Raw genomic sequence first — 24,743 nt, forward strand, 5'->3', positions numbered from 1 at the left:
TTGGTGATGAGTTGATCTTTCGCCATGAGATAGGAGGAAATAAGCGTACTGTTTCGGTTGGAAAATTTTTATCTAAAGAACGTCCTGTTCATAAGTTTTTATCATATTCAAAAACATATCTGATACATAGCTGAAATATACCTGAAGTCTTGTGCGCTATGACGTACAGCGTTGTTGATTTTTTAGCAAATTTCGATGTTCCACAAAGTGTATTCTGAGTGAAACGTGGTTTGAAAACGAGCAGACTATAGATGAAGTTTAAACAAAAAAACCGAGCGTTTAAGCTCGGTTTTTTTGAATCTGTAATAGATTAGATATCAGAAAGGTCGATACCTAAACGTGCAGCAACTTCTTCGTACGCTTCAACCACACCACCTAAACCTTGACGGAAACGGTCTTTGTCGAGTTTTTTCTTGGTTTCTTTGTCCCATAGACGGCAGCCGTCTGGAGAGAACTCATCACCAAGAACAATACGGTCGTGGAATACACCAAACTCAAGTTTGAAGTCCACAAGTAGCATGCCACCTTGGTCAAATAAGTTTTTAAGCACTTCGTTCACTTGGTAAGTGAGGACTTTCATTTGCTCAAGTTGCTCAGCAGTTGCCCAACCTAAAGCAATCGCTTGAGACTCATTCACCATTGGGTCGCCAAGAGCATCATCTTTGAAGAATAATTCAAAAGTCGGCGGAGTTAATTCCTTGCCTTCTTCTACACCTAAGCGACGGCATAAAGAACCTGCTGCATAGTTACGAATCACACATTCAACAGGGATCATGCTGAGTTTTTTCACTAAAACTTCTGTTGGTGAAAGAAGTTTTTCAAAGTGAGTCTCAATGCCAGCCGCAGCCAATTTATCCATGATAAAGGCGTTAAAACGGTTGTTCACCTTACCTTTTCGATCTAGTTGTTCGATCTTTTCACCATTGAATGCCGAAGCATCGTCACGAAAGACTAAAATCAGGTGGTCTGCACTGTCTGTTTCATAGACAGATTTCGCTTTACCAGTATAGAGCAAGGTTTGTTTTAACATGAGGGAACCTTTTTCAAAAAAAAATGCCTAGTACGACTAGGCTGGCCAATTTTGGTAAATCTGAGTTAACAATTCTGTGGCTTTTTCAGGCGCTGCAAAACTGTTATCGGCATTGAACACTGCAAGGTTATTGCTTGTACCGACAGCGGTTAGTCTTAACACATAGGTCTGTTGATCGACCTTAATGGTTGCTTCATAACCATTTTTGCCTTGGCCAACGATTTGATGGTTGAGACTGCTGAGGGTGGCAAGTGTGTATTGCCAAATTGTAGCAGAATTTCCTTCAACTTTGAGCAGCGGATTCTTATTTCCGTCAATAATCAATTGAGGGCGACCTACGGCTACAGCTACGGTTTCAGTTGATTCTGTTTGGTTGGTAATTTGAGTTGATTCTGGGCGAGGCATTGCGAAACGGTTACCACGCTTGTTTTCAAGTACTGGTGCGTGTTCTAAAGCAAGTGCCTCAACCGTTGGAGCTGGATACAACGGCGTTGCAGGTCGAACCATTGAGCCTTCAGGGTATTTAAGAGGTTCCAAGCTTGCTGTTTCTTTATAGTCCAAACTACCGTTATTGACTGCAAGAGAACTACAACCCGCTAAACTGACGACTGAAAGTGCGAGGGTAAGACCTAAACGTAATTGCATATTAATGTGCTCTTTATTGAATGACACCCGCTTTTGTGAGTGCTTCACGGAGCGGTGTGCGATATTGTTCTGCAAGTGGTGTTAATGGTAAACGAATACCCGTTTCGATTAACTCCATTTCATGAAGTGCCCATTTCACAGGAATTGGGTTCGATTCGCAAAATAGAATTTCGTGTAGATTTGCAACTTGAGTATTTAAGCTTTCTGCCTTTTCAGCTTCACCTGCAAGTGCTGCTGCACAAACATCACTCATTTGTTTTGGTGCAACGTTTGCAGTCACAGAAATATTACCTTGAGCACCTGACAAGATCAGTTGGTAGGCTGTTGCATCGTCGCCTGAATACACAGTCATATCTTTGCCAGCAAGACCCTCAAGCAGAGCTTGACCACGAGCAACATCGCCTGTGGCATCTTTAATGCCTACAATTTGTGGGATATCTGCCAAACGAATAACGGTTTCATTTGTCATATCAACGCCAGTACGGCCTGGAACGTTATAAAGGATCTGAGGCAGGTCAACCGCTTCTGCAATGGCTTTATAATGTTGGTATAAGCCTTCTTGAGTCGGTTTATTATAATACGGGGTAACAAGAAGGGCAGCATCTGCACCCAGTGCTTTGGCTTCTTTGGTCAACTCAATGGCTTCGCGAGTTGAGTTCGCACCAGTACCCGCAATAATCGGGATGCGTTTGTTTGCTACACGAATGATTTCTTTGATCACTTGTGTATGTTCTTTCATGCTTAGAGTAGACGCTTCACCCGTTGTACCGACAGCAACAATGCTATTTGTGCCTTGTGCGATGTGCCACTCAACGAGCTTCTCTAGACCCTTCCAATCTACGCTGCCATCTTCAAACATAGGGGTGACGATTGCGACAATTGAGCCTTGGATGGTCTGTGCTTGCTGAGTCATTTTAAAAAATATCCTATTTGTCCATCCAGTTAGGCCAGAAAAACATAAGATTGGATGGGTACGTATTTTAATTTATAGCATTTTCAAAGCGCTGATGCATTGAATAATGCTTATGCAAATTATGAACGAACACAACATGAAGAACAATATGATTTAGTCAAAGTGTATAAAAACTTTATCTTTTGCTACAAAAATAAAGCCTGTTTAAATGCTGTACAAAGAACATGCTTTTCATCCAGAACCTGAAAATAGTATTTCGCAAGGCAGACGTGAGTCGTTTGGGGCCATCGAAAAGTGGTTTTTTAGATGAAAAAGAGGCTTAAAAGTCTATCAAACCTGATATTCCGTGTATAAAAGTCAGAATTTAAGACCTTTTAAAACTCATACAAGATGTAAATGTGATTTCTGCAAATCTGTTTGCTACAAAAGAATCATTGCTAAAAAGCAGCCTAATCATTCATTTCAGCTATCACTAAAAGGGGGAAACTTGCTTTTATTAAATCGGTGATATGCCTATTTTCAGCATTTTAGTCTAAATTTTTTCCTTATTTTTATTGTTTTTAAGACTATATCTGAACGGATGTTAATACAGGACTAATCCACTAATTTTAGCCATTTGTATGATTTCATTCCACCTTTTGATAGTTATTTCTCCGACCTTGCTCATAGATGATGGCGTTTTTGGAACGCTGATTGAACAAGGATTTCCCAATGCAAAAATCAGATAGGCAACATGCAATTGTCACGGTTGCGATTTGCTTCTTAATTGCAGTCATTGAAGGGCTGGATATTCAAGCAGCAGGTATTGCAGCCGCAGGCATTCGTGAATATTTCGGTTTGGATAGTTCACAGTTGGGGGTGTTTTTTAGTGCAGGGATTCTGGGTCTATTGCCCGGTGCACTGGTGGGCGGGCGTTTTGCTGACCGAATTGGCCGTAAAAAAGTGTTGATTGGTTCAGTGGCTATTTTTGCGGTCTTTACACTCTGTACGGTGTGGGTCAACAGCTTTAATAGTTTATTGCTGGTGCGGTTCTTGGCAGGTGCTGGTCTTGGTGCGGCGATGCCGATTTTAATTACCTTAGCCTCTGAGGCAGTTTCACTACAAAACCGCGGTCGTGCTGTTGGATTGATGTACTGCGGTATGCCTGTGGGTGCTGCCATTCTTTCATTGGTTGCAAGTACTGAGTTTGGTGCCAACTGGAAGAATATTTTCTATTTGGGTGGTTTATTACCGATTATTGTCATTCCTGTGATGATGTGGTTGTTGCCTGAGTCGAAGGAATTTTTAAAGACCCAAAACCCAGAATCTGCCACTGAGGCTGCACCTCAAGCCGCGTTTAAAGAGCTGTTGAACGCGGATAATTTATTTAGAACCTTATTTATTTGGGTGAGCTACTTTTTCACCCTGATGGTGGTGTACATCATGCTCAGTTGGTTGCCATCACTATTTACTGAGTTAGGCTTTTCACGTAAGGAAGGTGCAACGGCGCAGTTCTACTTTATGCTAAGTGCGACAGTGGGGACCGTGATTTTAGGGATGCTGACAGACCGCTGGAAGAAAGCTTATGTCATCGTACTGATGTATGGCGGCATCTTGGCGGGGTTATTGGCATTAAATGCGGCTTCTTCACTGAATCAAATGTATTTGGCAGCAGCATTGGTTGGTGCTTTTGTGATTGGCTGTCAGGGCGTATTGTATGCTTTTGGTGGAATTGTCTACCCAACTGAAGTACGTGGCACAGGTATTGGCGTCGCTTCTGCCGTAGGGCGGATTGGCGCAATGCTAGGGCCTGCAATTGCTGGAGCATTACTAAACGCAGGTTTCGGTGCAGCAGGAGTCATTTCAGCAGCGATTCCATGTATTGTGATTTCAGCGGTGATGATGTTGTTACTGACCCGTCGTATGAAGGGCGTATGACATCATCCATAAGCATGAGTTGGAAAATAGCCTGCTAGAAGCAGGCTTTTTTTCATCAAAATGACAATGCTGCGTAGCGTACTTGTTGATTTGCTTCAATATCCATTGCACTCAAGGCTACAGTCATTTAATTTTGACCCGCGAGGATGAATACTGTTTTATAAATTAAGCTAAGCTTGGCCTTCGAGCACAGAACAAAAAGGACAGAGAAGAATGCAGAAGAATATGGCACTGATTGTGGTGGATGTACAAAATGGTTTTACCCCCGGCGGAAATCTAGCGGTGGCAGGATCAGATCAAATTATTCCTAAAATTAATCAGTTGGGCGCTTATTTTGACAATATTGTACTCACCCAAGATTGGCATCCAGAAAATCATATTTCTTTCGCAGAGAATCATCCTGAAAAGCAAGCTTTTCAAACCATTGAATTGGACTATGGCACACAAGTGCTGTGGCCACGCCACTGTGTACAAGGCACGCAGGATGCTGAATTACACCCTGATCTTGACCTTGCCAAAGCGCAGTTGATCATCCGGAAAGGATGTCATGCACACATTGATAGTTATTCTGCTTTTTTAGAAGCGGATCACAAGACTCAAACCGGACTCGCAGGCTATTTAAGAGAGCGTGGGATTGATACGGTATTTATTGTTGGGATTGCAACAGACTTTTGCGTTGCGTGGACCGCAATAGATGCTGCGCAACTCGGTTTTCAAACTTATGTCATTGCAGATGCCACCAAAGGTATCGACTTACAGGGATCTTTACAGCATGCATGGCAAGACATGCTGGCGCAAGGCGTAAAACGTCTCTATTGCAAAGACATTGCACAACAATATGCACAAAGGATGTATTGATCCAATCGAGACTCTGTAATCATCAACATAGAAATCATAAGACATGCTGTAGGGAAAGGTCATGGGCACTTTTTTAAGATTTACCACTTGGATTCAAAAAACCTTTGCTTTGTGGGTCGTATTATTTGCAGGGATAGCACTTTTGAGTCCTGAAACCTTTGTCTGGATGAAAGCTTATATCACGTGGATGTTGGGCTTGATCATGTTTGGTATGGGCATGACCATGACGTTGAACGACTTTAAAAGTGTGATGCAGAGTCCAAAAGCAGTTGCGATTGGGGTGGCTGCCCAGTTTGTGGTGATGCCAAGTGTGGCATATGTGTTATGTGTGTTGTTCCGCTTACCCGCTGAAATTGCCATAGGAGTCATTTTAGTGGGCTGTTGTCCAGGAGGGACGGCATCTAATGTGATTACTTACATGGCGAAAGGCAATACAGCATTGTCTGTTGCATGTACCACGGTATCGACTTTATTGGCACCCGTGTTGACTCCCGCGATTTTCTATCTGTTAGCCAGCCAATGGATTGAAATTAATGCATGGTCGATGCTGAGTTCAATTTTACAGGTGGTGTTGTTTCCTATTGTTTTGGGGCTGGTGGTACGTGCTGTACTGAAACATAAAGTTGAACGCTATATTTCAGTGATGCCTTTAATTTCAGTGGTCGCAATTGTGTTGATTGTGGCAGCGATTATTGGTGGCTCAAAAGCACAAATTTTAGAATCGGGCTTACTGATTTTAGCTGTAGTCATCTTGCATAATGCTATTGGCTATTTACTGGGGTATGGGGCTGCACAGTTATTTCACTTGCCACATGCCGACTGTAAAGCGGTTTCGATTGAGGTGGGTATGCAAAATTCAGGTCTCGGCGTGGCTTTGGCGGCTGTGCATTTTGCTGCTTCTCCAATTACAGCGGTCCCCAGCGCCATCTTTAGTTTATGGCACAACATTTCAGGACCTATTTTAGCCAGCTATTGGGCAACAAAAGCAGACTCAATGCTCAATAAAAAAAAGTGAAAAAGAACATATTTTGGTTTAAATACTGTACGCTGTTCAAGCTTTAAGCATAAAGTCAGGATGAACTTTCTATTTGGGCTGTGATTGTAACTAAACTGTCATAAAGACTGCCTAACATCCCTGCCAAACACTTCATAACAGACTGTTTTAAACAGCATTGAGAGGGTATGGATAATTTTCAGCATTCATCGGTGACGTATTTCAACCGAGAGCTATCGTTATTTGAGTTTCATCAGCGGGTTTTAGCACAAGCATTAGATTTGAGTTTGCCTGTGCTAGAACGTTTAAATTTTTTAATTATTTTTTCACGTAATTTGGATGAGTTTTTTGAGATTCGTATTGCGGGTTTGATGAAACAACGCGATATGAATGCCATTGCCAGAACCCCTGATGCGCTCCCCACAGACGTCGTATTACAAGACCTGTCTCAATCTATTCATACTGCGGTTCAAAAACAATTTGAAACGCTCAATCATTCGATTTTACCCGAGTTACAGGCTCACGGTATTCAATTCCTTCAGTTCCAAGACATCTTAGAAAAACATAAAACGTGGATTGCAGAATATTTTGCCAAAGAAATCCAACCTGTTTTAACCCCGATCAGTCTAGATCCTTCCCATCCTTTTCCTCGTCTCGTGAATAAAAGTCTGAATTTCATTGTGAGTTTACAAGGTAAGGATGCTTTTGGGCGAAGCATTGAGATGGCAATTGTTCCTGCGCCACGTTCTTTGCCTCGCCTGATTTCGATGCCCAAAGCAGTTTCAGGCAGTGTAGACACGCAGATTTTCTTAACTGCGATGATTCAGCAGCACATCAGCGATTTGTTCCCAGGTATGAAGGCTACAGGCTGTTATGCCTTTCGTGTGACACGTAATGCCGATTTGATTTTGTCGGAAGATGTTGACGATTTGGCGGTTGCGCTAAAAGATGAATTGTCTTCACGTCGCTTTGGGCGCGCGGTGCGTTTAGAAATTGAAGATGACTGTCCCGAAGCGGTGATTGATTATCTGCTCAAGGAGTTTGATTTAACTGAGCAGGAGCTTTATCGCATTGATGGGCCGATCAATCTTTCACGTCTTAGTACCAGTTGTGATCGACCTGAATTGAAACATCCCGTTTTTATTCCCGTTATTCCCAAAGTTTTGCGCAAACAAAAAAGTACCTTTGATACTTTAAAAGCACAGGATGTATTGTTGCATCATCCGTTTGATTCTTTTCAGCCTGTAATTGGCTTATTAAAAGAAGCCGCGAAAGATCCAAATGTACTAGCGATTAAACAAACCCTTTACCGCAGTGGGCCCGACTCTGAAATTGTACAGGTCTTGGCAGAGGCAGCACGAAATGGCAAGGAAGTCACGGCAGTGATTGAGTTGCGTGCGCGTTTTGATGAAGAGTCGAATATTACTGTGGCCAATATTTTGCAAGAGGCGGGCGCGGTGGTGGTGTATGGCATTGTGGGCTATAAAACGCATGCCAAAATGATTTTGATTGTACGCCGTGAAAATGCTCAGTTGATTCGCTATGCTCATCTAGGCACAGGCAATTATCATGCGGGTAATGCCCGTATGTATACCGACTATGGGCTGATGACTACACAGCCTGATATTTGTGAAGATGTTCACCGCATGTTTCAAGAACTGACGGGGATGGGTAAGATGGCCAAGTTGAAGGCATTATTACATGCGCCTTTTACTTTACACAGTGAACTGTTAAAGCTGATTGAGCAAGAAATTGAGTTTGCACAAGCTGGTCAGGCCGCACGTATTATCATTAAAGTTAATGCTTTAACTGAACCGCAACTGATTGCTGCGTTGTATCGTGCGTCACAAGCTGGGGTGCGGGTTGATCTGATTATTCGTTCGATCTGCTGTTTGATTCCACAGGTCCAGGGTATGTCTGAGAATATCCGTGTACGTTCGATCGTGGGTCGTTTTCTTGAGCATACGCGAGTTTACTTTTTTGAACATGGCGGTGAGAAAAAGCTGTACTGCGCCAGTGCAGACTGGATGGGACGCAACTTATTTTCACGTGTGGAAACCTGCTTTCCAATATTAGATCGCACTTTGAAAAAACAAATTTATAAAGATGGGCTAATAAGCTACCTGAATGATTGTTTAAATGCTTGGGAGCTACAGGCCGATGGTCATTGGCTTAAAGTAGCCTGTACTGATCCAGAGCAGCGCTATAGTGCACAGCAACATTTGGTTGCCCAAAAGCAACTGAAAATTTGAGTTCGACAGAGAAAAAAAGCCTGACATGTGTCAGGCTTTTTTTCTGCTCGGACGTAATTAAGAGGCTTTAGATTGTTTTGCTTTTAGAATTTCAGTTCTTAAAGTTTGTGCCAATTCGGCAGACTCTGAACCCATACCATTGACCATAAAGGCATGACGGGTCAAGACATTGGTTGGATTCGGTAAATTGATCAATTGATAGCTTTCGGAAATGTCTTTCAATAATTCATTGCTTAAATGCACCGCACTTTCTTTGGCAGATAGTTGTTGCACTAAACGTTCAGATGCTTGAGTGGCAGACAGTTGCATTGCATCAACTGCAGTTGAAATACCACAACGTGTTTGCAAAACAAAGCGCTTTTCTTCGCGGTAACGTTTATATAAAACGTCAGACAATAGCTGGAACACACTGCTGATCATCATGAGACATGGCACGGCATTCGGCGTGTCGGTCGACATGGTGAGGGTTGCACCATGTTCATTAAATGACTGATGTGTGCTGACGTCTGAGCTGTTTAATTTAAAGTGCTTTAAGCAAAGCTCGGTACTTTTATTCAGAAAAATTTGGCACAAGTTAAAATACGGAATTGAGACCGTGGTATTGACTGAGTCCATCAATTGTTTTGGGTCATAGAATTGAATATTGAGTGCGACCGAATGGTTGTCCACGATCACAGGTTTTTGCTCTTTCGGCTTAGCACTGGTTTTGAGTTGTTGCTGTGCTTGAGCAATCGCGACCGCAGCATGATGTTTTTCTTGTTCTAGTGTTTGCGTTAACACTTGAATTTCGTGTTTTAAGCGAGATTCATTATTGATCCGTGCTAAGTATTCAGTACGGCTTGGGCGAGCAATCGCACGATAAGCCAACCACAGTAAACCATGAATCGCCAAAGACAATAAAATTGCTAACCATTGTGTCCGTAGAATTTCACCCATACTTGGTTTGATGAGTGTGATCTCGATACTACCCACTTTCTTTTCGTTTTGTAGCGCATCACGAACAAACACTTCACCATCTCGTGTTCGCACCTGACCACCAGTTGCCAGCACTTGATTATTGGCATCCAATATACGAATGGAAGCTACGCTTGGGTTGGTCGCATAGCGATCCACCAAAAGCGCGAGAGAAACCGTGTTGGCAGGTTCCAGTTCTGTAAGACTGTCTGTCACCAATTGAGAGGTCATCAGTTGACCTTGGCTGGCACGGTTTTCATTCAGTTGATGAGTCGTTGCCAATACCAATAAAAAGGTATGTAAAGCAAAACTTACAATTAATAGGCTAGCAAATAGCCCTTGTCTAGGCGCATTCAACGTAAACTTCCAAAGAAAATATATTCAATTTCGATTATGATTCTAACAATAGTCGTAGCTCAGACCCGAGTCAATTCATGCGAGAAATCATTCTTATTTCATTTTTAGGACCAGACCAGCCTAATCAGTTCACTCGATTAATGCAGGTATTGTCCACTCATTCACTACAAATTTTAGATGTTGGACAAGCAGTTATTCATAACCAATTGACCTTGGGTATAGTTGTTTCTTCAGATGACCAAACCGCAACGGCTTTGGCGATGAAAGAAATTCTAATTTTAGCACATGATATTGGTTTAACTGTACGTTTTAAACCAATCACTACAACTGAATACGACCAGTGGGTGAGCGAAGGTGGACGGACGCGCTATATAGTCACGGCTTTGGCGCCAGAGCTTGAGGCTGCACACTTACAAGCAGTTACAAATATTGTGTCCAACCAAGGTTTCAACATTGAAACTGTGACCCGTTTGTCAGGTCGTCCAGTCTTAAATGGCGAATTGGATGGGCCAAAGCGCGCTTGTGTCCAATTTGGTTTAAGCGGACAAATGCTGGATGCTGCAGCGATGCGTGCGGCTTGCTTACGCTTATCACATGAGTTGAATGTCGATGTCGCGGTTCAAGAAGACAATGCCTACCGCCGTAACCGTCGTTTGGTCTGTTTTGATATGGACTCGACCTTAATCGAGCAAGAAGTGATTGATGAGTTAGCTATTGAAGCAGGTGTCGGCGCACAAGTAGCTGAAATTACAGAACGTGCCATGCAGGGTGAGTTGGACTTCCAACAAAGTTTCCGTGCACGTGTCGCACTGCTCAAAGGAATGGATGCTTCTGTTCTACCTAAGATTGCGGAGCGCTTGACCGTTACAGAGGGTGCGGAACGTTTAATCTCAACTTTAAAAGCATTAGGTTACCGTACCGCGATTTTGTCGGGTGGGTTCCAGTACTTTGCTGAGTATTTACAAGCGAAATTGGGCATTGATGAAGTGCATGCCAATATCCTAGATGTTGAAAATGGCGTAGTGACAGGTGAAGTGAAAGGCCACATTGTCGATGGTGCACGTAAAGCATTATTGCTGCGTGAATTAGCTGAAAAGATGGGGATTTCGCTTGAACAAGCCATTGCTGTAGGCGATGGTGCAAACGATTTACCGATGCTGTCGATTGCGGGTTTAGGGGTCGCATTCCGAGCGAAACCATTGGTAAGACAAAACGCGAATCAAGCCATTTCAAGTGTTGGTTTAGATGGTGTTCTGTATTTATTGGGCGTGCATGATAAAGATTTGAATCGTGCCTAAAAGCATTTGTGAGGATAAAAAACGCAGCCCTTGAGCTGCGTTTTTTTGTTGCAAATTTAAGCAAAAAGCGATGAGTGGTCAGTGAAAAATGTTGATAAAAACAACGATCAACAGAATCGAAAAAAATATTTTTAACTGCTGAAATTAAGGGTTTTATTTTGTAATGACACGCCAAGACCGAGCGTGTCTTTGTTTTGGAAAAGTTCAAATCTAAAAAAATGTAATGACAATATAATATGGCGACAAGGTATGTCGCATTCTAAAAATACAAGCCTTTTTTTCTTTTCAAAACTGCTCATAATGCATGCATAGAGTTTGAAAGCTACACAATCCATTAATTTTAAACGGTATAGGGGATGGGTTCAGCGCAGTGTATAGATCGCTTGAACTGATCTTAGACGGAGGTTTTTATGGTAACAGCGAATTTAGCTACCATCGTTGGCTTGAGTTTAGTCGCCGCTGCGTTGATTGCTGTTTTCTTTTCGCCTTATCGTCGCTGGTTGAGTTTTATGGTGGCGGGTATGGTGTTTTGGGGAATACTGGAAGTCATTCGCCTAGGTGTGCAAGCAGTCTTTGAAATGCCAATCACTTATAGCTACTTAACTGCTTTAACTTCAGCGATGCTTATTGTGACGATGTTACTTCTACGTGAAGACCGTCGTGCAGAACGTGCATTGGCGCAGCGCCGTTGTATTGAACATACACCTGTATATGAAGATGACCAACAGCAATGTTCTAGCCGCTAAGTCATAAGTACATACCGTACAAAAAGATGCCTAGGGCCATTGCTGTCCCACAATTTTTCACAAGAGGAAGCTCATTTGAGCTTCCTCTTGTTTTATGGGTATTTTATCGGGTGAAAATAAAGCTTTTAAAGTTCTTCTTTCAAACAAATTCACTTGAATTATTCTGAGTAAACGTTGAACTGTCCAACCTGTTTTCCCTAAATGTTGAGCGAAACTCACCAATAAATAGGCGATCATCGCAATCCAGATTTGTGTCTGAATTGCGTTCCTGCTGCGGCCTAGAAACGCTTTTAATTTGAGATTCTGCTTAATCGCCTTAAAGAACAGCTCAACTTTCCAACGATCTTTATAAATCGCCGCAATGGTGGAGGCGGCTAAATGAAAGTTATTGCTGAGAAAGCTAAAGTGCTTGCCACTTTGCTGATCTCTATATTCAATTCTTCTTAACACTGGGGCTTTTCTTTTTAGGGCATGTGCGCTATTCAGCTGAATGGTTTCATCTTTTAGAATACCTTTGGATTCAAGCACTGGATGTTGCTGGATCACCTGATACACAGATTTAGGCCTAAAACGTGTGACAAATCCAATGTTTTGAGCAGTCAGATTTGCATACCATTGGTAATCGACATAGCCTTTATCAAAAACTACAATGCTGCCAGCAGGAAACTGGAATTTGCGACCTTGTACCATGTCATTTTCTTTGCCATTTTCAACTGCAACAAACTCAGGAATATCATTGCTGTGATTCAATCCTATGCTGAGTTTCATGCTGGCTTTTGAGTCATGAACTTTGGCCCATTCACATAAGGAAAGCGACAGGTCAATATGACTGGCATCCAAGGAATACAAGGGATTTTTAAAGCGAAATTTATGAGCTACTTTTGAGTGTTCATAGTATTTAAGCAACTTGTAAAATAGCTGTTGATACAAGGCAGCAGGCTGCTGCTCATTGATTCGTGCCAGCGTGCTTCGGGGAATAGATTTTGCTCCGAGATGACTTAGCTTTTCCTGTTGGCACTCCAAATTGGATTGAATATCTCTCAGACTTTGCCTACAAGAGAATTGAGACATCAATATGGCAATAAACTGATCCCAACGGGAAGTCGCTCTAAATTTCTGTCCAACATGGTGTACTTTAGCAAGTTGTTCAAAATCCTGTCGCACAACAGGTTTAATTAGCTCATAAAATACGGTATTCTGATGTGACAAAACCTGAATCCTGGTCGTTAAAGTGTTTGTTTACACTCATATTTTAACTGTTAGGACTCAGGTTTTTTTATTTAAAGCAAACTATGGGACAGCAGTGGCCTAGGGCATCTTTTTTACGTTCTTACATGATTGTTATACAAAGCCTAGCAGTAAAAATGGCAACTTGTGGTAGGATTGGAAACAGTCAATTTATCAACAATTACAATAGGCTTACATGTCATGAAACTATCTTCAATTCCTGTGGTTAAACTTCCATTGGTTGATGTCAGCACGGATCCGCTGGATTTAATGGTTACAGGTCTGGCACTGCGTATGAAACAACTGGCACGCACTAGCCCAAAATTTATTGAATTGGTTCATGAGCGTCAGTTCCGTATTCAGATTGGTACGGATTTGGGTATGGCCCGCCAAATTATTGTCAATAATGGACAGATTGATACGGTTTCAGGTGATGCTGAAAAAGCCGATTTTATTTTACAGTTTGCGGACAGTGAGCAGGGTGTGAAAACTTTAATCAAAGGTGATCCAACCGCATTTATGACTGGCATGCAAAACGGCAGCATTAAAATGGAAGGTGATTTTGGTCTCTTGGTTTGGTTTAACCAAGTTGCAAAATTGGTTCCGCCAAAGCTACCAAAGCCTGTGAAAGCAAAAATTAAAGCCGCTCGTGCGTTTTTAAAAGAAAAAACGGGTAAGTAAGTTTTATTGAAAAATAATATATTTATCAATATGATTGCCCCCAAATTATGGGGGTAATTTTTTTATGAAAACTTTTTTAACTGCAACATTAATGACAGCATCTTTAGCACTAACAGGTTGTGCGAGTATTATGTCTGGCTCAACGCAGACACTGACATTTAAGTCAGTTCCTGACACAGCAAATATTGTGATCACAAATAAACTGGGTGAGAAAATTCATACAGGCTCAACCCCTGCAACGGTCACTCTTAAACGTGGTAATGGGTATTTTAAACCCGCAAGTTATGACGTTACATTTTCAAAAGAAGGCTATCAACAGAAAACCGTACATGTCACTGCAAAAATGAATGGTTGGTATATAGCTAATATCGTTTTTGGTGGATTAGTTGGCTTTTTGATTGTTGATCCTGCTACTGGTGCTATGTATAGCTTAAGCCCTAATGATGTGAATACACTTTTAGAGATTTCTAATACTGAAAGTAACAAGATGCAAAACAATCAAAATCTTACCGTTATGCTCATTGATGAAGTACCTAAGGATATGTTGGCGCGAGCACAATTCATCAAGCAAATTTAATCCTATCAAAAAGCCCTCAACTGAGGGCTTTTTGATACGTTGCTTTTTTATTCGACTTCTAAATTAAAAGTCACAGGGCCATCATTGACCAAATGTACTTTCATATCGGCGGCGAAAATACCTGTCTGTACAGTTTCAAACTGGGCCTTGGCATAGTCAACCAATTGTTCATATAAGGCTTGGGCATCATTTGGTGGCATAGCGGGTCCAAAGTCAGGACGCAAGCCCTTTTGCGTCTGCGCCATCAAGGTAAACTGAGAGACCAGTAAGATTCCACCACCTGCCTGACTCACGTTCCAACCCATTTTACCTTGTTCGTCATCGAAGAAACGATATTTTAAGATCTTATCGACCAGTTTCTTCCCTTTTTCGAAGGTATCATCTTTTCCTATACCTAAGAAAACCAAGATACCGTGTTGAATTTCGCCAGTGGTTTCACCATTGACGACCACTTTGGCTTCGAGAACGCGTTGTAATAAGGCTCGCATGATTGATTTGATCTATCGCTTGATTATGCAAAGTGGAATTGTAGCAAACCTATATTGCCTGAGCAGATCATCAAGCATATTTTGCACATAAATGACTGAAGAATAGCGAATAAAGATCACACTATTCCATAAACCGATTAAATTTATGAAAATTATCCGTTTTAACAATTTGTGTAATTTTTGTATCTTGGCTGACGCAGGAAAGGTAGGAATTTTAGTGAGATAGAAACGATGTTTAAGTTTTCTTTGTTAGTTGCAATGTTGGCAACTGCGACGGGTGTTACACAAGCAGCGACATTAACCAAAGATAATGGTGCACCAGTCGGAGACAATCAGAACTCAATAACTGCGGGCGAATACGGACCGACTTTACTGCAAGATGTTCAACTCGTTCAAAAACTGCAACGCTTTGGCCGAGAGCGTATTCCTGAGCGAGTCGTACATGCGCGTGGTACAGGGGCCTATGGTGAGTTTGTTGCAAGCAAAGATTTATCCGATTTAACCGTGGCTTCCATGTTTAAGGGAGGCACTAAAACCCCTGTATTTTTACGCTTTTCTACCGTCATTCATCCGAAAGGTTCACCAGAAACTTTACGTGATCCACATGGTTTTGGCTTGAAATTTTACACACAAGAGGGCAATTGGGATTTAGTGGGAAATAATCTTCCTGTGTTTTTTATTCGTGATGCCATCAAATTCCCAGACTTCATTCATGCCATGAAGCCAAGTCCTGTGTCTAATGTACAAGATGCCAATCGCGTATTCGATTTTCTACAAAGCCAACCTTGGTCAGTCAACATGTTGACCTATGTTTACTCAAATTTGGGTACACCTGTGAGCTATCGTAATCTGGATGGTTTTGGGGTACATGCCTTTAAGCTTTATAACGCTAAAGGTGAATATAAGTACGTGAAATTTAATTTCCGTACGAAGCAGGGGGTAAAAGGTATGAATCTGGAAGAAACGGCTGCAATGCAGGCGAAGGACTTCAACCATTTAACCAATGATTTGTATAACAATATCAATGCAGGTCATTTCCCGAAATGGGACTTGTATATTCAAGTGATTGATCCTAAAGACTTAAATAATTTTGATTTTAATCCATTGGATGCAACTAAAATTTGGCCAACTCATTTAGTTCCAGAATTCAAAGTTGGAACATTGACACTGAATCGTATGCCAAAGAACTTCTTTAATGAAACGGAACAATCAGCTTTTGCACCAGGAAATTTAATCCCAGGTATCGAACCATCAGAAGACCGTTTGTTGCAAGGTCGCATTTTCTCTTATTCAGATACGCAAATGTATCGTTTGGGAGCAAACCATCAACAAATTCCTGTCAACCGTCCGCTTGTCGCTGTCCAAAATAACAATCAGGAAGGCGCGATGAATATGTCGCATCGTGATTCTGATGTGAACTATGAACCCAGTCGTGCCGAGCCTAAGTCCGTCGTATTACATGCCAAGGCTGTGAATACACCTCTGGGTGAAAAAGTGTTGCAACAGGCGATTCAAAAAGAACAGCCTTTTAAACAAGCTGGTGAGTTATACCGCTCTTATTCAACACAGGAAAAAAATGATTTGATTCGGAACCTTGCGGCCGACTTAGGTCAAGTCAAAGATCCAGAAACCAAAAATGTGATGTTGTCATATTTTTATAAAGCGGATGCAGATTATGGCAGACGTTTAACTGTGGCAACCAAAGGAAATCTTAAGCAAGTAGAAGCTAAAGCAGCATTGCTACAAGACTAATGGACACGTCTGAACAAAATTGGTGACTAGGGCGAGGACGTCACCTCCCAAAAGTCCTGTAAAACTCAGAACCTTTCCTGCAACCCTAGGGCGAGTTTTACAGGCATTGTATTTTTAACCGCTAAACAGTGGAAGATATGTCATGAAATTTCTATTTAACGGTTTAATGGTTGCAGTGCTCAGTCTAAGTACTTCGGTTGTCTATGCAGAACAAACGACTTCGACAGCATCCTTAGCGCAATCGCAACAAGCTTTAATAGATCTATTTTTTGCTGCAGCTCGAACTGGCAATCAAGATGTGATGAGTGAATTTTTAAAGTATGGTTTTCCAGTCAATCAGAAAAACCACGCAGGTTTTACTGGGCTCATGATCGCCAGTTATTATGGTCATCAAGATGTCGTAACGCTGTTATTAATACATGGTGCTGACCGATGTTTACGCGATCACAAAGGCAATACGGCTCTTATGGGGGCAATATTTAAGTTGGAATGGTCGATTGCCAATCAGCTACGCCAAGTTGATTGTGATGTACAGGCCAAACAGACAGGTCAAAAAACAGTACGAGAATTTGCAAAAGTGATTGGTCAAGAACAACAGCTGGAAAAATGGATAGAAACAGAGTCTCAACAAAAGTAAAAAGCACATTTCACTTTGAACCTTGGTCGAATAGCACTAGTGAATTACTAAAACATGGCTATGCAGTTTAAAAAAATGTGCTTTAATGCAATAAGTTGCTAAAAACCGAAAATGATATGTCTGCCATCATCCAATCCTTATTAGATACTGATCTGTACAAATTTACGATGCTACAGGTGGTACTGCATAAGTTCCCTCAAGCACATAGTGTGTACCAGTTTCGTTGCCGTAATTTGGATGACACGGTTTATCCTTTGGTCGACATTCTGGATGATTTAAATCACCAATTAGATTTGCTTTGCCTACTGCGTTTTCAAGATGATGAACTGCAATATCTACGCGGTTTGCGCTTTATCAAAAGTGACTTTGTTGATTATTTAGAGTTGTTTCAACTCAAACGTCGTTTTATTGTGGCCAGTATTGATCACCAAGGTCGTTTAGATATTCGGATTGAAGGGCCGATGGTTCAAGCCATGATGTTTGAAATCTTTGTGCTTGCCATCGTCAATGAGTTGTATTTCCGTCGTATTCGGACAGATGAGGTCATGGCTGAGGGCGAACGTCGACTACAAGCTAAAGTGGCCTTATTAAAACACTATGAAACATCGCAAACCCCAAATGATCCCCCATTTTTAGTTTCTGATTTTGGTACACGTCGACGCTATAGTCTGGCGTGGCAAAAACATGTGATTGAAGTCTTTAATCAAGCTGCACCACATATTTTCCGTGGTACCAGTAATGTCTTAATTGCGAAGCAATTAGGTCTTACCCCGATTGGCACCATGGCGCATGAATTCCTACAAGCCTTCCAAGCGTTGGATGTACGTTTACGTAATTTCCAAAAATCAGCACTGGAAACGTGGGTACAAGAGTACCGCGGTGATTTAGGCATTGCTTTGACGGATGTGGTGGGGATGGATGCATTCCTGCGTGATTTTGATCTGTACTTTGCCAAACTGTTCGATGGTTTGCGTCATGATAGTGGCGACCCGTATGAATGGGGCGATAAGGCCTATGCTCACTATAAAAAGCTGAAAATTGACAGTAAAACCAAAATGCTGACCTTTAGTGATGGACTGAATTTAGAGAAAGCGTGGGATTTACACAACTATTTCAAAGACCGTTTTCAAGTGAGTTTCGGGATAGGCACCAATTTGACCAATGACATGGGGCAAACGCCATTAAATATTGTGCTTAAACTAGTTGAATGTAATGGTCAGTCGGTTGCGAAAATTTCAGATAGTCCAGGTAAGACCATGACTGATAACGATACTTTTTTGGCCTATTTACGTCAAATTTTTGAGATTACTGAGGTATAAGTTTCTATAACTCTAGTGTTTGTAATGCCAGAATTCATTTTGGCATTACGCTTTTTAAATGAGACAAATAGAGATATCTATAATTCTGCTAAAGGAATGCAAAAAATCAGAATAATTGTAAAAATGAGTTGTGCTAAGATCAAAGCATGACCTGAAAATATACGAAATAATATGACACATTCTGCCTTTAATTTTGGCTTACTGATAGAAGCAGAACAGTTGGTTCCGCATTTAGGCAATGAAAAACTACGCATCGTAGATTTAAGTCGCGCCTCGGTCTATGACCAGTTGCATATTCCACATGCTTTGCATTTAAAGCCAAAATTTTTAGTACGCCAAGACGAACAGGCTACGGGTTTACTACCCGATGCTGAGGGGCTACGAGAACTGATTTCTTATCTGAATATTTCACCCGAGCATCATGTGGTGGTTTACGATGATGAAGGTGGTGCTTGGGCTGGGCGTTTGATTTGGAATTTACACTGCTTAGGTTTTGAAAATACTAGCCTGCTGAATGGTGGAATTCATGCATGGCTTGCGGCAGGATTGCCAACGACGTCTGAGGTGGAGCAGTTTGAATCTGTTAGTACTTTGGTACAGGTCGATCAAGCCAAAATACAGCAGTATCGAATTGAATATACTGAGTTATTAGACAAAGTTCAAAGTAGTCAGGTCCAACTCTGGGACTGCCGAACAGAAGATGAATATACGGGTCTCCGCCTTGCAGCGCGACGCGGTGGTCACATTCCAAATGCATTACATTTTGAATGGAGTACTGCACTTAACCGTGAAAATCATTTAAGATTGCACCCTTTAGAACGCACGCAGCAACGCTTAGAGCAATTGGGTTTTAACTTAAATGAACCTGTGGTGGTGTATTGTCAGTCACATCACCGTTCAGGACTGGCTTATATTTTAGGTCGTTTATTGGGTTGGAATATTCAGGCGTATGACGGTGCGTGGAGTGAATGGGGCAACCGCCTCGACAGTCCTATCATTACCGGAGAGATGCCGTCTTGAGCCTCACATCACGCTTAAAAAAACAAATTTTCATTCAGGCACAACGTGTTGTACCGCAACATCAATTATCACGTGTCGTGGGTAAAGTTGCAGCCAGTGAAAACCCGATTGTGAAAAATGCAGTCATCACGGCTTTTAAAGCGCAGTACGGCATTGATATGTCGATTGCGGAGCAAAGTAATGCACTGAAGTTCAAATCTTTTAATGAGTTTTTTACCCGTGCATTAAAAGAGGGTGTGCGTGATATTGATACTGATGTGACCAGCATTGTGTCGCCTGCCGACGGGGCTATTTCGCAACTGGGTCCAATTGTAGAAGGTGATATTTTCCAAGCCAAAGGGCAGAAGTTTACCGTTGATAATTTGATTGCGGATCCGCAGTTGGCTGAACCGTTTAAAAATGGTCAGTTTGCAACAGTATATTTATCACCTAAAGATTATCATCGTGTGCATATGCCATTTGCAGGGACATTGACTGAAACCTTATATGTGCCAGGTGAATTGTTCTCGGTCAATCAAACAACTGCTGAAAATATTCCGGGCCTATTTGCCCGCAATGAACGCATGGTCTGTTTATTTGATACAGAAATCGGTCGTATGGCCGTGGTTTTAGTCGGTGCCATGATTGTGGCGGGGATTGAAACGGTTGCAACTGGCAAGGTGAAACCTACGGGCCGTTTAGAGTTAAATCAGCATCAGCTGTTCTTGGATAAAGGTGCTGAACTGGGTCGCTTCTATTTGGGTTCAACCGCTGTGGTACTGTTTGAAAAAGACAAAATGACCTGGGATGCAGCCTTTAAAGCCAATTCGACTGTGGTGATGGGCGAAGCGATGGGACACACGCTTTAATCGTTTCAGCTCTCGGTCTCTGTCTTTGTTAAACGGAAGATGAGTGACAAAAAAGCACCGATATCGGTGCTTTTTTCATACTTTTGAAGAGAGGCTTATTCAGGATTATAGGTGCGTTCTTTGGGGAAAATCACTTTAAAAATAGAGCCTTGGTTTTCTTTAGATTCAATCTCTAAATGTGCTTGGTGCTGCATCAACACGTGTTTCACAATTGCGAGTCCTAAACCTGTGCCACCCGTTTGTCGACTACGTGCACTGTCGACCCGATAAAAACGTTCGGTTAAACGTGGTATATGTTTGGGATCAATACCGATACCTGTATCTTCCACCGTGAAATAAGCTTGTTCACCATTGTCGTGCCAGCCCATGGTCACGGTTCCACCTTTTGGTGTGTATTTGATGGCATTGGTAATCAGGTTACTAAACGCACTGGCCAACTCCATATCAGAACCGATCAAGTCGCAGTGACTGTCAATGTCAAGATTCAGCGTATGACCATAATCAATATTATAGGCATGTGCATCATCATAGAGTTGGTTCATCAAACTAGGCATATCAATGATTTGATTTTTTGCGATCTGCTTGTCGTTTTCTAAGCGTGACAATAACAGTAAATCATTCACCAAGGCATTCATACGTTTGGCTTGGGCTTGCATTTGGTCAAAAGCCCGCTTCCAACGTGGGTTGAGGTCTTCTTGGTCTGTAAAAGTCTCAATATAACCACTGAGTACTGTGAGTGGTGTGCGTAGTTCATGCGAAATGTTATCGACAAAGTCTTTACGCATTTGTTCAAGATTGTGCATGCGGGTCACGTCATAGGCGACCAGTAAGCGACTTTCACCCCCAAATCGAGTCATTTTGACCTGAACATAATGTTCATCAAAGCTGGATGACTTCATTTTTAAGCCGTCTGGTGCAGCATCAATATTATTGTAATAATCCACAAAATTCGGTTGGCGTAATAAAGTCAAAATATTGCGGCCACGATCATTTTGTTCAATGCCCAATAAACGCTCTGCGGCAGGGTTCCACCATTCAATTTGTTGCATGTCATCGACCAGTACCACTGCTTCTTGTAAAGCGACCAAGGATGATTGTGCTCGATCAATCAGTCCGACCATTTCCGCCTGTACGATTCGTTCTTGGCGCTGGGCACGGTAGACATTGAACAATAGTGCTCCCCAAATGCCCCCCAAGTTGGGTGGAACTTCATAGGGACGGTTAGAAATCCAGTCATTGACCAAATACAAAGAGCGCATTTGCAGAATAAAAAAAACGGCAAAGGCAACCGCGATACACGTCCAAAAATAACCAACACCAAAGCCAATCAAGCTCGCAATCAGCAAGAAAAAGGCAAGCAGACGTAAGTCCTGTTTGGCAAAGCCCCATAAACTGCTGTATCGCGTTTTTTTATGTTCGCGTGCAAGTTCTGGGACTGGGTAGGGTTCATACATAAAAGAAAATTAACCTAGAGCGATATCCGCACGTGTAGAGAATCTATAACCTGTACCACGCACTGTTTGTACAAAGCGATCAGCGGCATAAGGCTCAAGCACTTTACGTAAACGACGAATATGTACGTCAATGGTACGGTCTTCAATATACACGTTTCCACCCCAAACTTGGTCAAGAAGTTGAGCACGGGTATAAGCACGCTCAGGATGGGTCATAAAGAACGCCAATAAACGGTATTCTGTTGGTCCCATATCTAGAATATGGTCACCGAAACTCACTCGTTGGCTGACAGGGTCTAAGATTAAGCCATTGGCATCAATTGATTTTTCACCACTGAGGGCATTGGCACGACGTAGAACTGCTTTAATTCGTGAAACTAATTCACGGGTCGAAAACGGTTTGGTCATGTAGTCATCTGCACCAGCATCCAGACCTTGTACTTTATGGTCTTCTTCACCACGCGCCGTGAGCATAATCACTGGAATTTCAGAGAGATTTTCATCACGTTTCAGGCGGCGGCATAGATCTACACCGCTGACCCCGCCAGGCATCATCCAGTCGAGTAAGATCAATGCAGGACGCTGATCCACAATCATTTGGTGGGCTTGTTTTGCATCTTCTGCTTGTAAGCATTGAAAGCCTGCCATATCCAACGAGGTGTGAATCATTTCTCGAATGGGAAGTTCATCATCGACGATTAAAATGTAGTCATCTTTCACAACGCAATATCCTATTGTAGGTAACGGCAGGCCGTTTTAATTTTATGACAGGCTTATTACAAAGATTAATTATGACAGTATCATTGCAAAAAACAGACGATTGATGAAATTTGCAAAAAAATGTGACAAAAAATCGTCATATTTGATTAAAAAATTAATGGAAGTTTAATCTAAAATTTATTTAAAAGTGCAGATGCAATCCAAATTGAGCGTCTTAGATATCTAGTTTTGCACGTGTATTGGGGTCTGAAAAGGTTTCTAAGAGTGAAATAAACACAATACGGCTTGAAGATAGAACCTCTTCAAAGGATTGTTTAAAGCCACTGACCACCCAGCGGATTGCAATTTGAGTCACATAACCATTCAAGCCTGTCGCAACCAGTGAAATTTCACGTTCAGAACGATTAATTTGCGGCATCATCAGCATCACAAAGGCTTGAATCATTCGGTCAAAACGGGTCATGGTTTCATGAATGGTGGCTTGATTATGTAATTCTTGGACCAACATCGCGTCAATATAAATAATCCGTGCCATGCGGGGATTGTCTTTTAGTGTGGTGAGCAAAGCACGTAGTCCAGCATCAATCATTTTATGTGGATCAGATGAGGCTTGCATGATGGCTTGCATGACGTTGTGTTGTAACTCATCAATTAGTTTTAGAAAAATGGTTTGAAACAGTTGCTCACTTTTTTTAAACGATTCATAAAAATAACGTTCGGTGAGTTTGGCTTCATTACAAATATCTTTCACTGTTACAGCAAAAAAACCGTGCGTACCATAGGCTTCGATCCCTGCTTCAATCAGTTTTTCACGACGTAGCTGTTTACGCTCAGAAAGTGATAAGCCTTTGAATTGGCGTTCTTTGGTTTTATTGTGATCGCTGTTTTGTTGTATTTGTTCAGATGCAGTCATCAGGTTTCATCGCCCTATTAAAGCCAAGATTTGCTGTAGTTTAACAATAAACAAGTTCTGTACCTATGCGTAAGCAAAGATCTTTATTGGGTTTTCATGGACTTGACACTTTTAGCTATCAAATTTATGACAATTGATATTGTCAATTATAAAAAAAGCATCTACAGTCGATGTACAAAGATAAAGGATAAGCAAAATCTCATGAAGAATTTTAAGAATAAAGTCGCAGCAATTACAGGTGCAGGGTCGGGTATTGGACAACAATTGGCACTTTTATTGGCCAAGGCGGGCTGTCATGTGTCGTTGAGTGATGTCAATGAACAAGGGTTGGCGAAAACAGTTGAATTACTGCAAGGTAGCAATGTACGGGTTACCACGAAAAAATTAGATGTCTCTGACCGTTTGGCGATGAAAGCATGGGCTGAAGAAACGGTACAGAATCATGGTTCAGTGAATATGATTTTTAATAATGCAGGGGTGGCTCTGGGTTCAACGGTAGAAGGGGCATCCTATGAAGAGCTAGAATGGATTGTAGGGATCAACTTCTGGGGGGTGGTCTACGGTACCAAAGAATTTCTGCCGTTTATTAAGAAAACAGGCGATGGGCATATCATCAATATTTCAAGCTTGTTTGGTTTGACTGCTCAACCGACCCAGTCTGCCTACAATGCAACTAAATTTGCAGTACGTGGTTTTACCGAGTCGCTACGCCAAGAGCTGGACATGGAAAACTCTGGTGTGAGTGCTTTGTGTGTGCATCCAGGCGGGATTCGAACCAATATTGCCAATGCTGCCAAAGTGAATGACAGCTTGCGTAGTATCGGGATGAATCCAGACAAGTCTGCACAGACTTTCAATAAACTACTACGCTGCCCACCAGAAGAAGCGGCACGCCAGATTTTAGAGGCGGTGCAAAAAGATAAACGCCGATTATTGATTGGCAATGATGCGAAAACGCTAGATTTGATCCAGCGTATTTTACCGACGGGCTACCAAAAAGTGACCGCTTTTGCGACCAAATTAAGCCAAAGAAAGTCTTAATATCGTGATAAAAAAACCCGCCTTGGCGGGTTTTTTTATGCTTCATTTTTGATGGATATCTGAAAGAATGATGCGTGGCGTGCGTGTAAGCAGGGCAGCAAA

At 41.9% G+C, this 24,743-nt stretch carries 23 protein-coding genes; 14 read left to right on the plus strand and 9 right to left on the minus strand.

What is annotated here, in order from left to right:
* Positions 1 to 310: 310 nt before the first annotated feature.
* The 3 genes from purC to dapA are packed head-to-tail and all read right to left on the minus strand — an operon-like array spanning position 311 to position 2,588.
* Positions 311 to 1,030: a phosphoribosylaminoimidazolesuccinocarboxamide synthase gene (purC, locus tag ACZ8ZH_RS00275; protein WP_004691818.1), complete on the minus strand. Its 720-nt coding sequence runs from the start codon at positions 1,028 to 1,030 to the stop codon at positions 311 to 313.
* A 36-nt stretch (positions 1,031 to 1,066) separates the two neighbouring features.
* Positions 1,067 to 1,675 (minus strand): lipoprotein-34 precursor (NlpB), encoded by a 609-nt coding sequence (locus ACZ8ZH_RS00280; RefSeq protein ID WP_110974700.1) that lies wholly within the window; start codon positions 1,673 to 1,675, stop codon positions 1,067 to 1,069.
* A gap of 13 nt (positions 1,676 to 1,688) precedes the next feature.
* Positions 1,689 to 2,588, minus strand: a complete 900-nt coding sequence (gene dapA / locus ACZ8ZH_RS00285) for a 4-hydroxy-tetrahydrodipicolinate synthase (RefSeq protein WP_086210338.1) — start codon at positions 2,586 to 2,588, stop codon at positions 1,689 to 1,691.
* A gap of 711 nt (positions 2,589 to 3,299) precedes the next feature.
* On the opposite strand from dapA, the gene mhpT reads away from it, so the two are divergent.
* The 4 genes from mhpT to ppk1 all read left to right on the plus strand — a co-directional run bounded on the left by mhpT (position 3,300) and on the right by ppk1 (position 8,609).
* On the plus strand, positions 3,300 to 4,505 hold the full coding sequence (gene mhpT / locus ACZ8ZH_RS00290) for a 3-(3-hydroxy-phenyl)propionate transporter MhpT (protein ID WP_110974699.1): 1,206 nt from the start codon (positions 3,300 to 3,302) through the stop codon (positions 4,503 to 4,505).
* Between the two features lie 213 nt (positions 4,506 to 4,718).
* Positions 4,719 to 5,363, plus strand: a complete 645-nt coding sequence (pncA, locus tag ACZ8ZH_RS00295; RefSeq protein ID WP_119063336.1) for a bifunctional nicotinamidase/pyrazinamidase — start codon at positions 4,719 to 4,721, stop codon at positions 5,361 to 5,363.
* A gap of 61 nt (positions 5,364 to 5,424) precedes the next feature.
* Positions 5,425 to 6,378: a bile acid:sodium symporter family protein gene (locus tag ACZ8ZH_RS00300; protein ID WP_119063335.1), complete on the plus strand. Its 954-nt coding sequence runs from the start codon at positions 5,425 to 5,427 to the stop codon at positions 6,376 to 6,378.
* A gap of 167 nt (positions 6,379 to 6,545) precedes the next feature.
* Positions 6,546 to 8,609: a polyphosphate kinase 1 gene (gene ppk1, locus ACZ8ZH_RS00305; RefSeq protein ID WP_086210334.1), complete on the plus strand. Its 2,064-nt coding sequence runs from the start codon at positions 6,546 to 6,548 to the stop codon at positions 8,607 to 8,609.
* Positions 8,610 to 8,666: 57 nt separating this feature from the next.
* On the opposite strand, the gene ACZ8ZH_RS00310 is transcribed toward ppk1, so the two are convergent.
* Complete coding sequence (locus ACZ8ZH_RS00310; protein WP_086210333.1) at positions 8,667 to 9,920, minus strand: hypothetical protein; 1,254 nt, start codon at positions 9,918 to 9,920, stop codon at positions 8,667 to 8,669.
* 77 nt (positions 9,921 to 9,997) lie between these two features.
* Here ACZ8ZH_RS00310 and serB point away from each other — a divergent pair, with 77 nt between their 5' ends.
* Both serB and aciT read left to right on the plus strand, forming a co-directional pair.
* Positions 9,998 to 11,218 carry a phosphoserine phosphatase SerB gene (serB, locus tag ACZ8ZH_RS00315; protein WP_086210332.1) on the plus strand — a complete coding sequence of 407 codons (1,221 nt, stop codon included), beginning with the start codon at positions 9,998 to 10,000 and terminating at the stop codon, positions 11,216 to 11,218.
* Between the two features lie 410 nt (positions 11,219 to 11,628).
* Positions 11,629 to 11,964, plus strand: a complete 336-nt coding sequence (gene aciT, locus ACZ8ZH_RS00320) for a ciprofloxacin tolerance protein AciT (RefSeq protein WP_004691806.1) — start codon at positions 11,629 to 11,631, stop codon at positions 11,962 to 11,964.
* Positions 11,965 to 12,021: 57 nt separating this feature from the next.
* Here the strand turns inward: aciT and ACZ8ZH_RS00325 are convergent, their stop codons facing one another.
* Complete coding sequence (locus tag ACZ8ZH_RS00325) at positions 12,022 to 13,173, minus strand: IS4-like element ISAbe18 family transposase (RefSeq protein WP_058971770.1); 1,152 nt, start codon at positions 13,171 to 13,173, stop codon at positions 12,022 to 12,024.
* Between the two features lie 219 nt (positions 13,174 to 13,392).
* On the opposite strand from ACZ8ZH_RS00325, the gene ACZ8ZH_RS00330 reads away from it, so the two are divergent.
* Both ACZ8ZH_RS00330 and ACZ8ZH_RS00335 read left to right on the plus strand, forming a co-directional pair.
* The gene (locus tag ACZ8ZH_RS00330) at positions 13,393 to 13,872 is read left to right on the plus strand and encodes an SCP2 sterol-binding domain-containing protein (protein WP_004691804.1); all 480 of its coding nucleotides are present in this window, start codon (positions 13,393 to 13,395) and stop codon (positions 13,870 to 13,872) included.
* 64 nt (positions 13,873 to 13,936) lie between these two features.
* Positions 13,937 to 14,449 (plus strand): hypothetical protein, encoded by a 513-nt coding sequence (locus ACZ8ZH_RS00335; RefSeq protein WP_086210384.1) that lies wholly within the window; start codon positions 13,937 to 13,939, stop codon positions 14,447 to 14,449.
* Positions 14,450 to 14,496: 47 nt separating this feature from the next.
* Here the strand turns inward: ACZ8ZH_RS00335 and dtd are convergent, their stop codons facing one another.
* Positions 14,497 to 14,937, minus strand: a complete 441-nt coding sequence (gene dtd, locus ACZ8ZH_RS00340) for a D-aminoacyl-tRNA deacylase (protein ID WP_086210331.1) — start codon at positions 14,935 to 14,937, stop codon at positions 14,497 to 14,499.
* A gap of 231 nt (positions 14,938 to 15,168) precedes the next feature.
* On the opposite strand from dtd, the gene ACZ8ZH_RS00345 reads away from it, so the two are divergent.
* From ACZ8ZH_RS00345 to asd, 5 genes are all read left to right on the plus strand, one after another.
* Positions 15,169 to 16,689 (plus strand): catalase, encoded by a 1,521-nt coding sequence (locus tag ACZ8ZH_RS00345; RefSeq protein WP_119063334.1) that lies wholly within the window; start codon positions 15,169 to 15,171, stop codon positions 16,687 to 16,689.
* 142 nt (positions 16,690 to 16,831) lie between these two features.
* Positions 16,832 to 17,326 carry an ankyrin repeat domain-containing protein gene (locus ACZ8ZH_RS00350; RefSeq protein ID WP_119063333.1) on the plus strand — a complete coding sequence of 165 codons (495 nt, stop codon included), beginning with the start codon at positions 16,832 to 16,834 and terminating at the stop codon, positions 17,324 to 17,326.
* A 116-nt stretch (positions 17,327 to 17,442) separates the two neighbouring features.
* On the plus strand, positions 17,443 to 18,645 hold the full coding sequence (pncB, locus tag ACZ8ZH_RS00355; protein WP_119063332.1) for a nicotinate phosphoribosyltransferase: 1,203 nt from the start codon (positions 17,443 to 17,445) through the stop codon (positions 18,643 to 18,645).
* A 171-nt stretch (positions 18,646 to 18,816) separates the two neighbouring features.
* Positions 18,817 to 19,665 carry a sulfurtransferase gene (locus ACZ8ZH_RS00360; protein WP_110974693.1) on the plus strand — a complete coding sequence of 283 codons (849 nt, stop codon included), beginning with the start codon at positions 18,817 to 18,819 and terminating at the stop codon, positions 19,663 to 19,665.
* A complete protein-coding gene (gene asd, locus ACZ8ZH_RS00365) occupies positions 19,662 to 20,513 on the plus strand; it encodes an archaetidylserine decarboxylase (protein ID WP_119063331.1) in 852 nt (283 codons plus the stop codon). Before ACZ8ZH_RS00360 ends, asd begins: the two co-directional genes overlap by 4 nt.
* Positions 20,514 to 20,608: 95 nt before the next feature.
* Here asd and phoR read toward each other — a convergent pair whose 3' ends face one another.
* The 3 genes from phoR to ACZ8ZH_RS00380 all read right to left on the minus strand — a co-directional run bounded on the left by phoR (position 20,609) and on the right by ACZ8ZH_RS00380 (position 23,600).
* Entirely contained in the window at positions 20,609 to 21,967 is a 1,359-nt protein-coding gene (gene phoR / locus ACZ8ZH_RS00370) for a phosphate regulon sensor histidine kinase PhoR (protein WP_086210325.1), read from the minus strand.
* A gap of 9 nt (positions 21,968 to 21,976) precedes the next feature.
* Positions 21,977 to 22,687: a phosphate regulon transcriptional regulator PhoB gene (phoB, locus tag ACZ8ZH_RS00375; RefSeq protein ID WP_086210324.1), complete on the minus strand. Its 711-nt coding sequence runs from the start codon at positions 22,685 to 22,687 to the stop codon at positions 21,977 to 21,979.
* Between the two features lie 214 nt (positions 22,688 to 22,901).
* On the minus strand, positions 22,902 to 23,600 hold the full coding sequence (locus ACZ8ZH_RS00380) for a TetR/AcrR family transcriptional regulator (RefSeq protein WP_086210323.1): 699 nt from the start codon (positions 23,598 to 23,600) through the stop codon (positions 22,902 to 22,904).
* Between the two features lie 201 nt (positions 23,601 to 23,801).
* Between ACZ8ZH_RS00380 and ACZ8ZH_RS00385 the strand changes: the two genes are divergently transcribed.
* Entirely contained in the window at positions 23,802 to 24,641 is an 840-nt protein-coding gene (locus ACZ8ZH_RS00385; RefSeq protein ID WP_086210322.1) for an SDR family NAD(P)-dependent oxidoreductase, read from the plus strand.
* Positions 24,642 to 24,743: the final 102 nt, after the last annotated feature.

Source organism: Acinetobacter sp. SW-226, assembly GCF_055632855.1.

Excerpts from the sequence above, each read along its gene's own strand:
- purC (WP_004691818.1), bottom strand. The coding sequence starts at position 1,030 with ATGTTAAAACAAACCTTGCTCTATACTGGTAAAGCGAAATCTGTCTAT.
- pncB (WP_119063332.1), top strand. The coding sequence starts at position 17,443 with ATGTCTGCCATCATCCAATCCTTATTAGATACTGATCTGTACAAATTT.
- ACZ8ZH_RS00350 (WP_119063333.1), top strand. The coding sequence starts at position 16,832 with ATGAAATTTCTATTTAACGGTTTAATGGTTGCAGTGCTCAGTCTAAGT.
- ACZ8ZH_RS00380 (WP_086210323.1), bottom strand. The coding sequence starts at position 23,600 with ATGACTGCATCTGAACAAATACAACAAAACAGCGATCACAATAAAACC.
- pncA (WP_119063336.1), top strand. The coding sequence starts at position 4,719 with ATGCAGAAGAATATGGCACTGATTGTGGTGGATGTACAAAATGGTTTT.
- aciT (WP_004691806.1), top strand. The coding sequence starts at position 11,629 with ATGGTAACAGCGAATTTAGCTACCATCGTTGGCTTGAGTTTAGTCGCC.
- ACZ8ZH_RS00280 (WP_110974700.1), bottom strand. The coding sequence starts at position 1,675 with ATGCAATTACGTTTAGGTCTTACCCTCGCACTTTCAGTCGTCAGTTTA.
- ACZ8ZH_RS00385 (WP_086210322.1), top strand. The coding sequence starts at position 23,802 with ATGAAGAATTTTAAGAATAAAGTCGCAGCAATTACAGGTGCAGGGTCG.
- ACZ8ZH_RS00335 (WP_086210384.1), top strand. The coding sequence starts at position 13,937 with ATGAAAACTTTTTTAACTGCAACATTAATGACAGCATCTTTAGCACTA.
- ACZ8ZH_RS00360 (WP_110974693.1), top strand. The coding sequence starts at position 18,817 with ATGACACATTCTGCCTTTAATTTTGGCTTACTGATAGAAGCAGAACAG.
- ACZ8ZH_RS00330 (WP_004691804.1), top strand. The coding sequence starts at position 13,393 with ATGAAACTATCTTCAATTCCTGTGGTTAAACTTCCATTGGTTGATGTC.
- serB (WP_086210332.1), top strand. The coding sequence starts at position 9,998 with ATGCGAGAAATCATTCTTATTTCATTTTTAGGACCAGACCAGCCTAAT.
- ppk1 (WP_086210334.1), top strand. The coding sequence starts at position 6,546 with ATGGATAATTTTCAGCATTCATCGGTGACGTATTTCAACCGAGAGCTA.
- ACZ8ZH_RS00300 (WP_119063335.1), top strand. The coding sequence starts at position 5,425 with ATGGGCACTTTTTTAAGATTTACCACTTGGATTCAAAAAACCTTTGCT.
- dtd (WP_086210331.1), bottom strand. The coding sequence starts at position 14,937 with ATGCGAGCCTTATTACAACGCGTTCTCGAAGCCAAAGTGGTCGTCAAT.
- phoR (WP_086210325.1), bottom strand. The coding sequence starts at position 21,967 with ATGTATGAACCCTACCCAGTCCCAGAACTTGCACGCGAACATAAAAAA.
- dapA (WP_086210338.1), bottom strand. The coding sequence starts at position 2,588 with ATGACTCAGCAAGCACAGACCATCCAAGGCTCAATTGTCGCAATCGTC.
- mhpT (WP_110974699.1), top strand. The coding sequence starts at position 3,300 with ATGCAAAAATCAGATAGGCAACATGCAATTGTCACGGTTGCGATTTGC.
- ACZ8ZH_RS00345 (WP_119063334.1), top strand. The coding sequence starts at position 15,169 with ATGTTTAAGTTTTCTTTGTTAGTTGCAATGTTGGCAACTGCGACGGGT.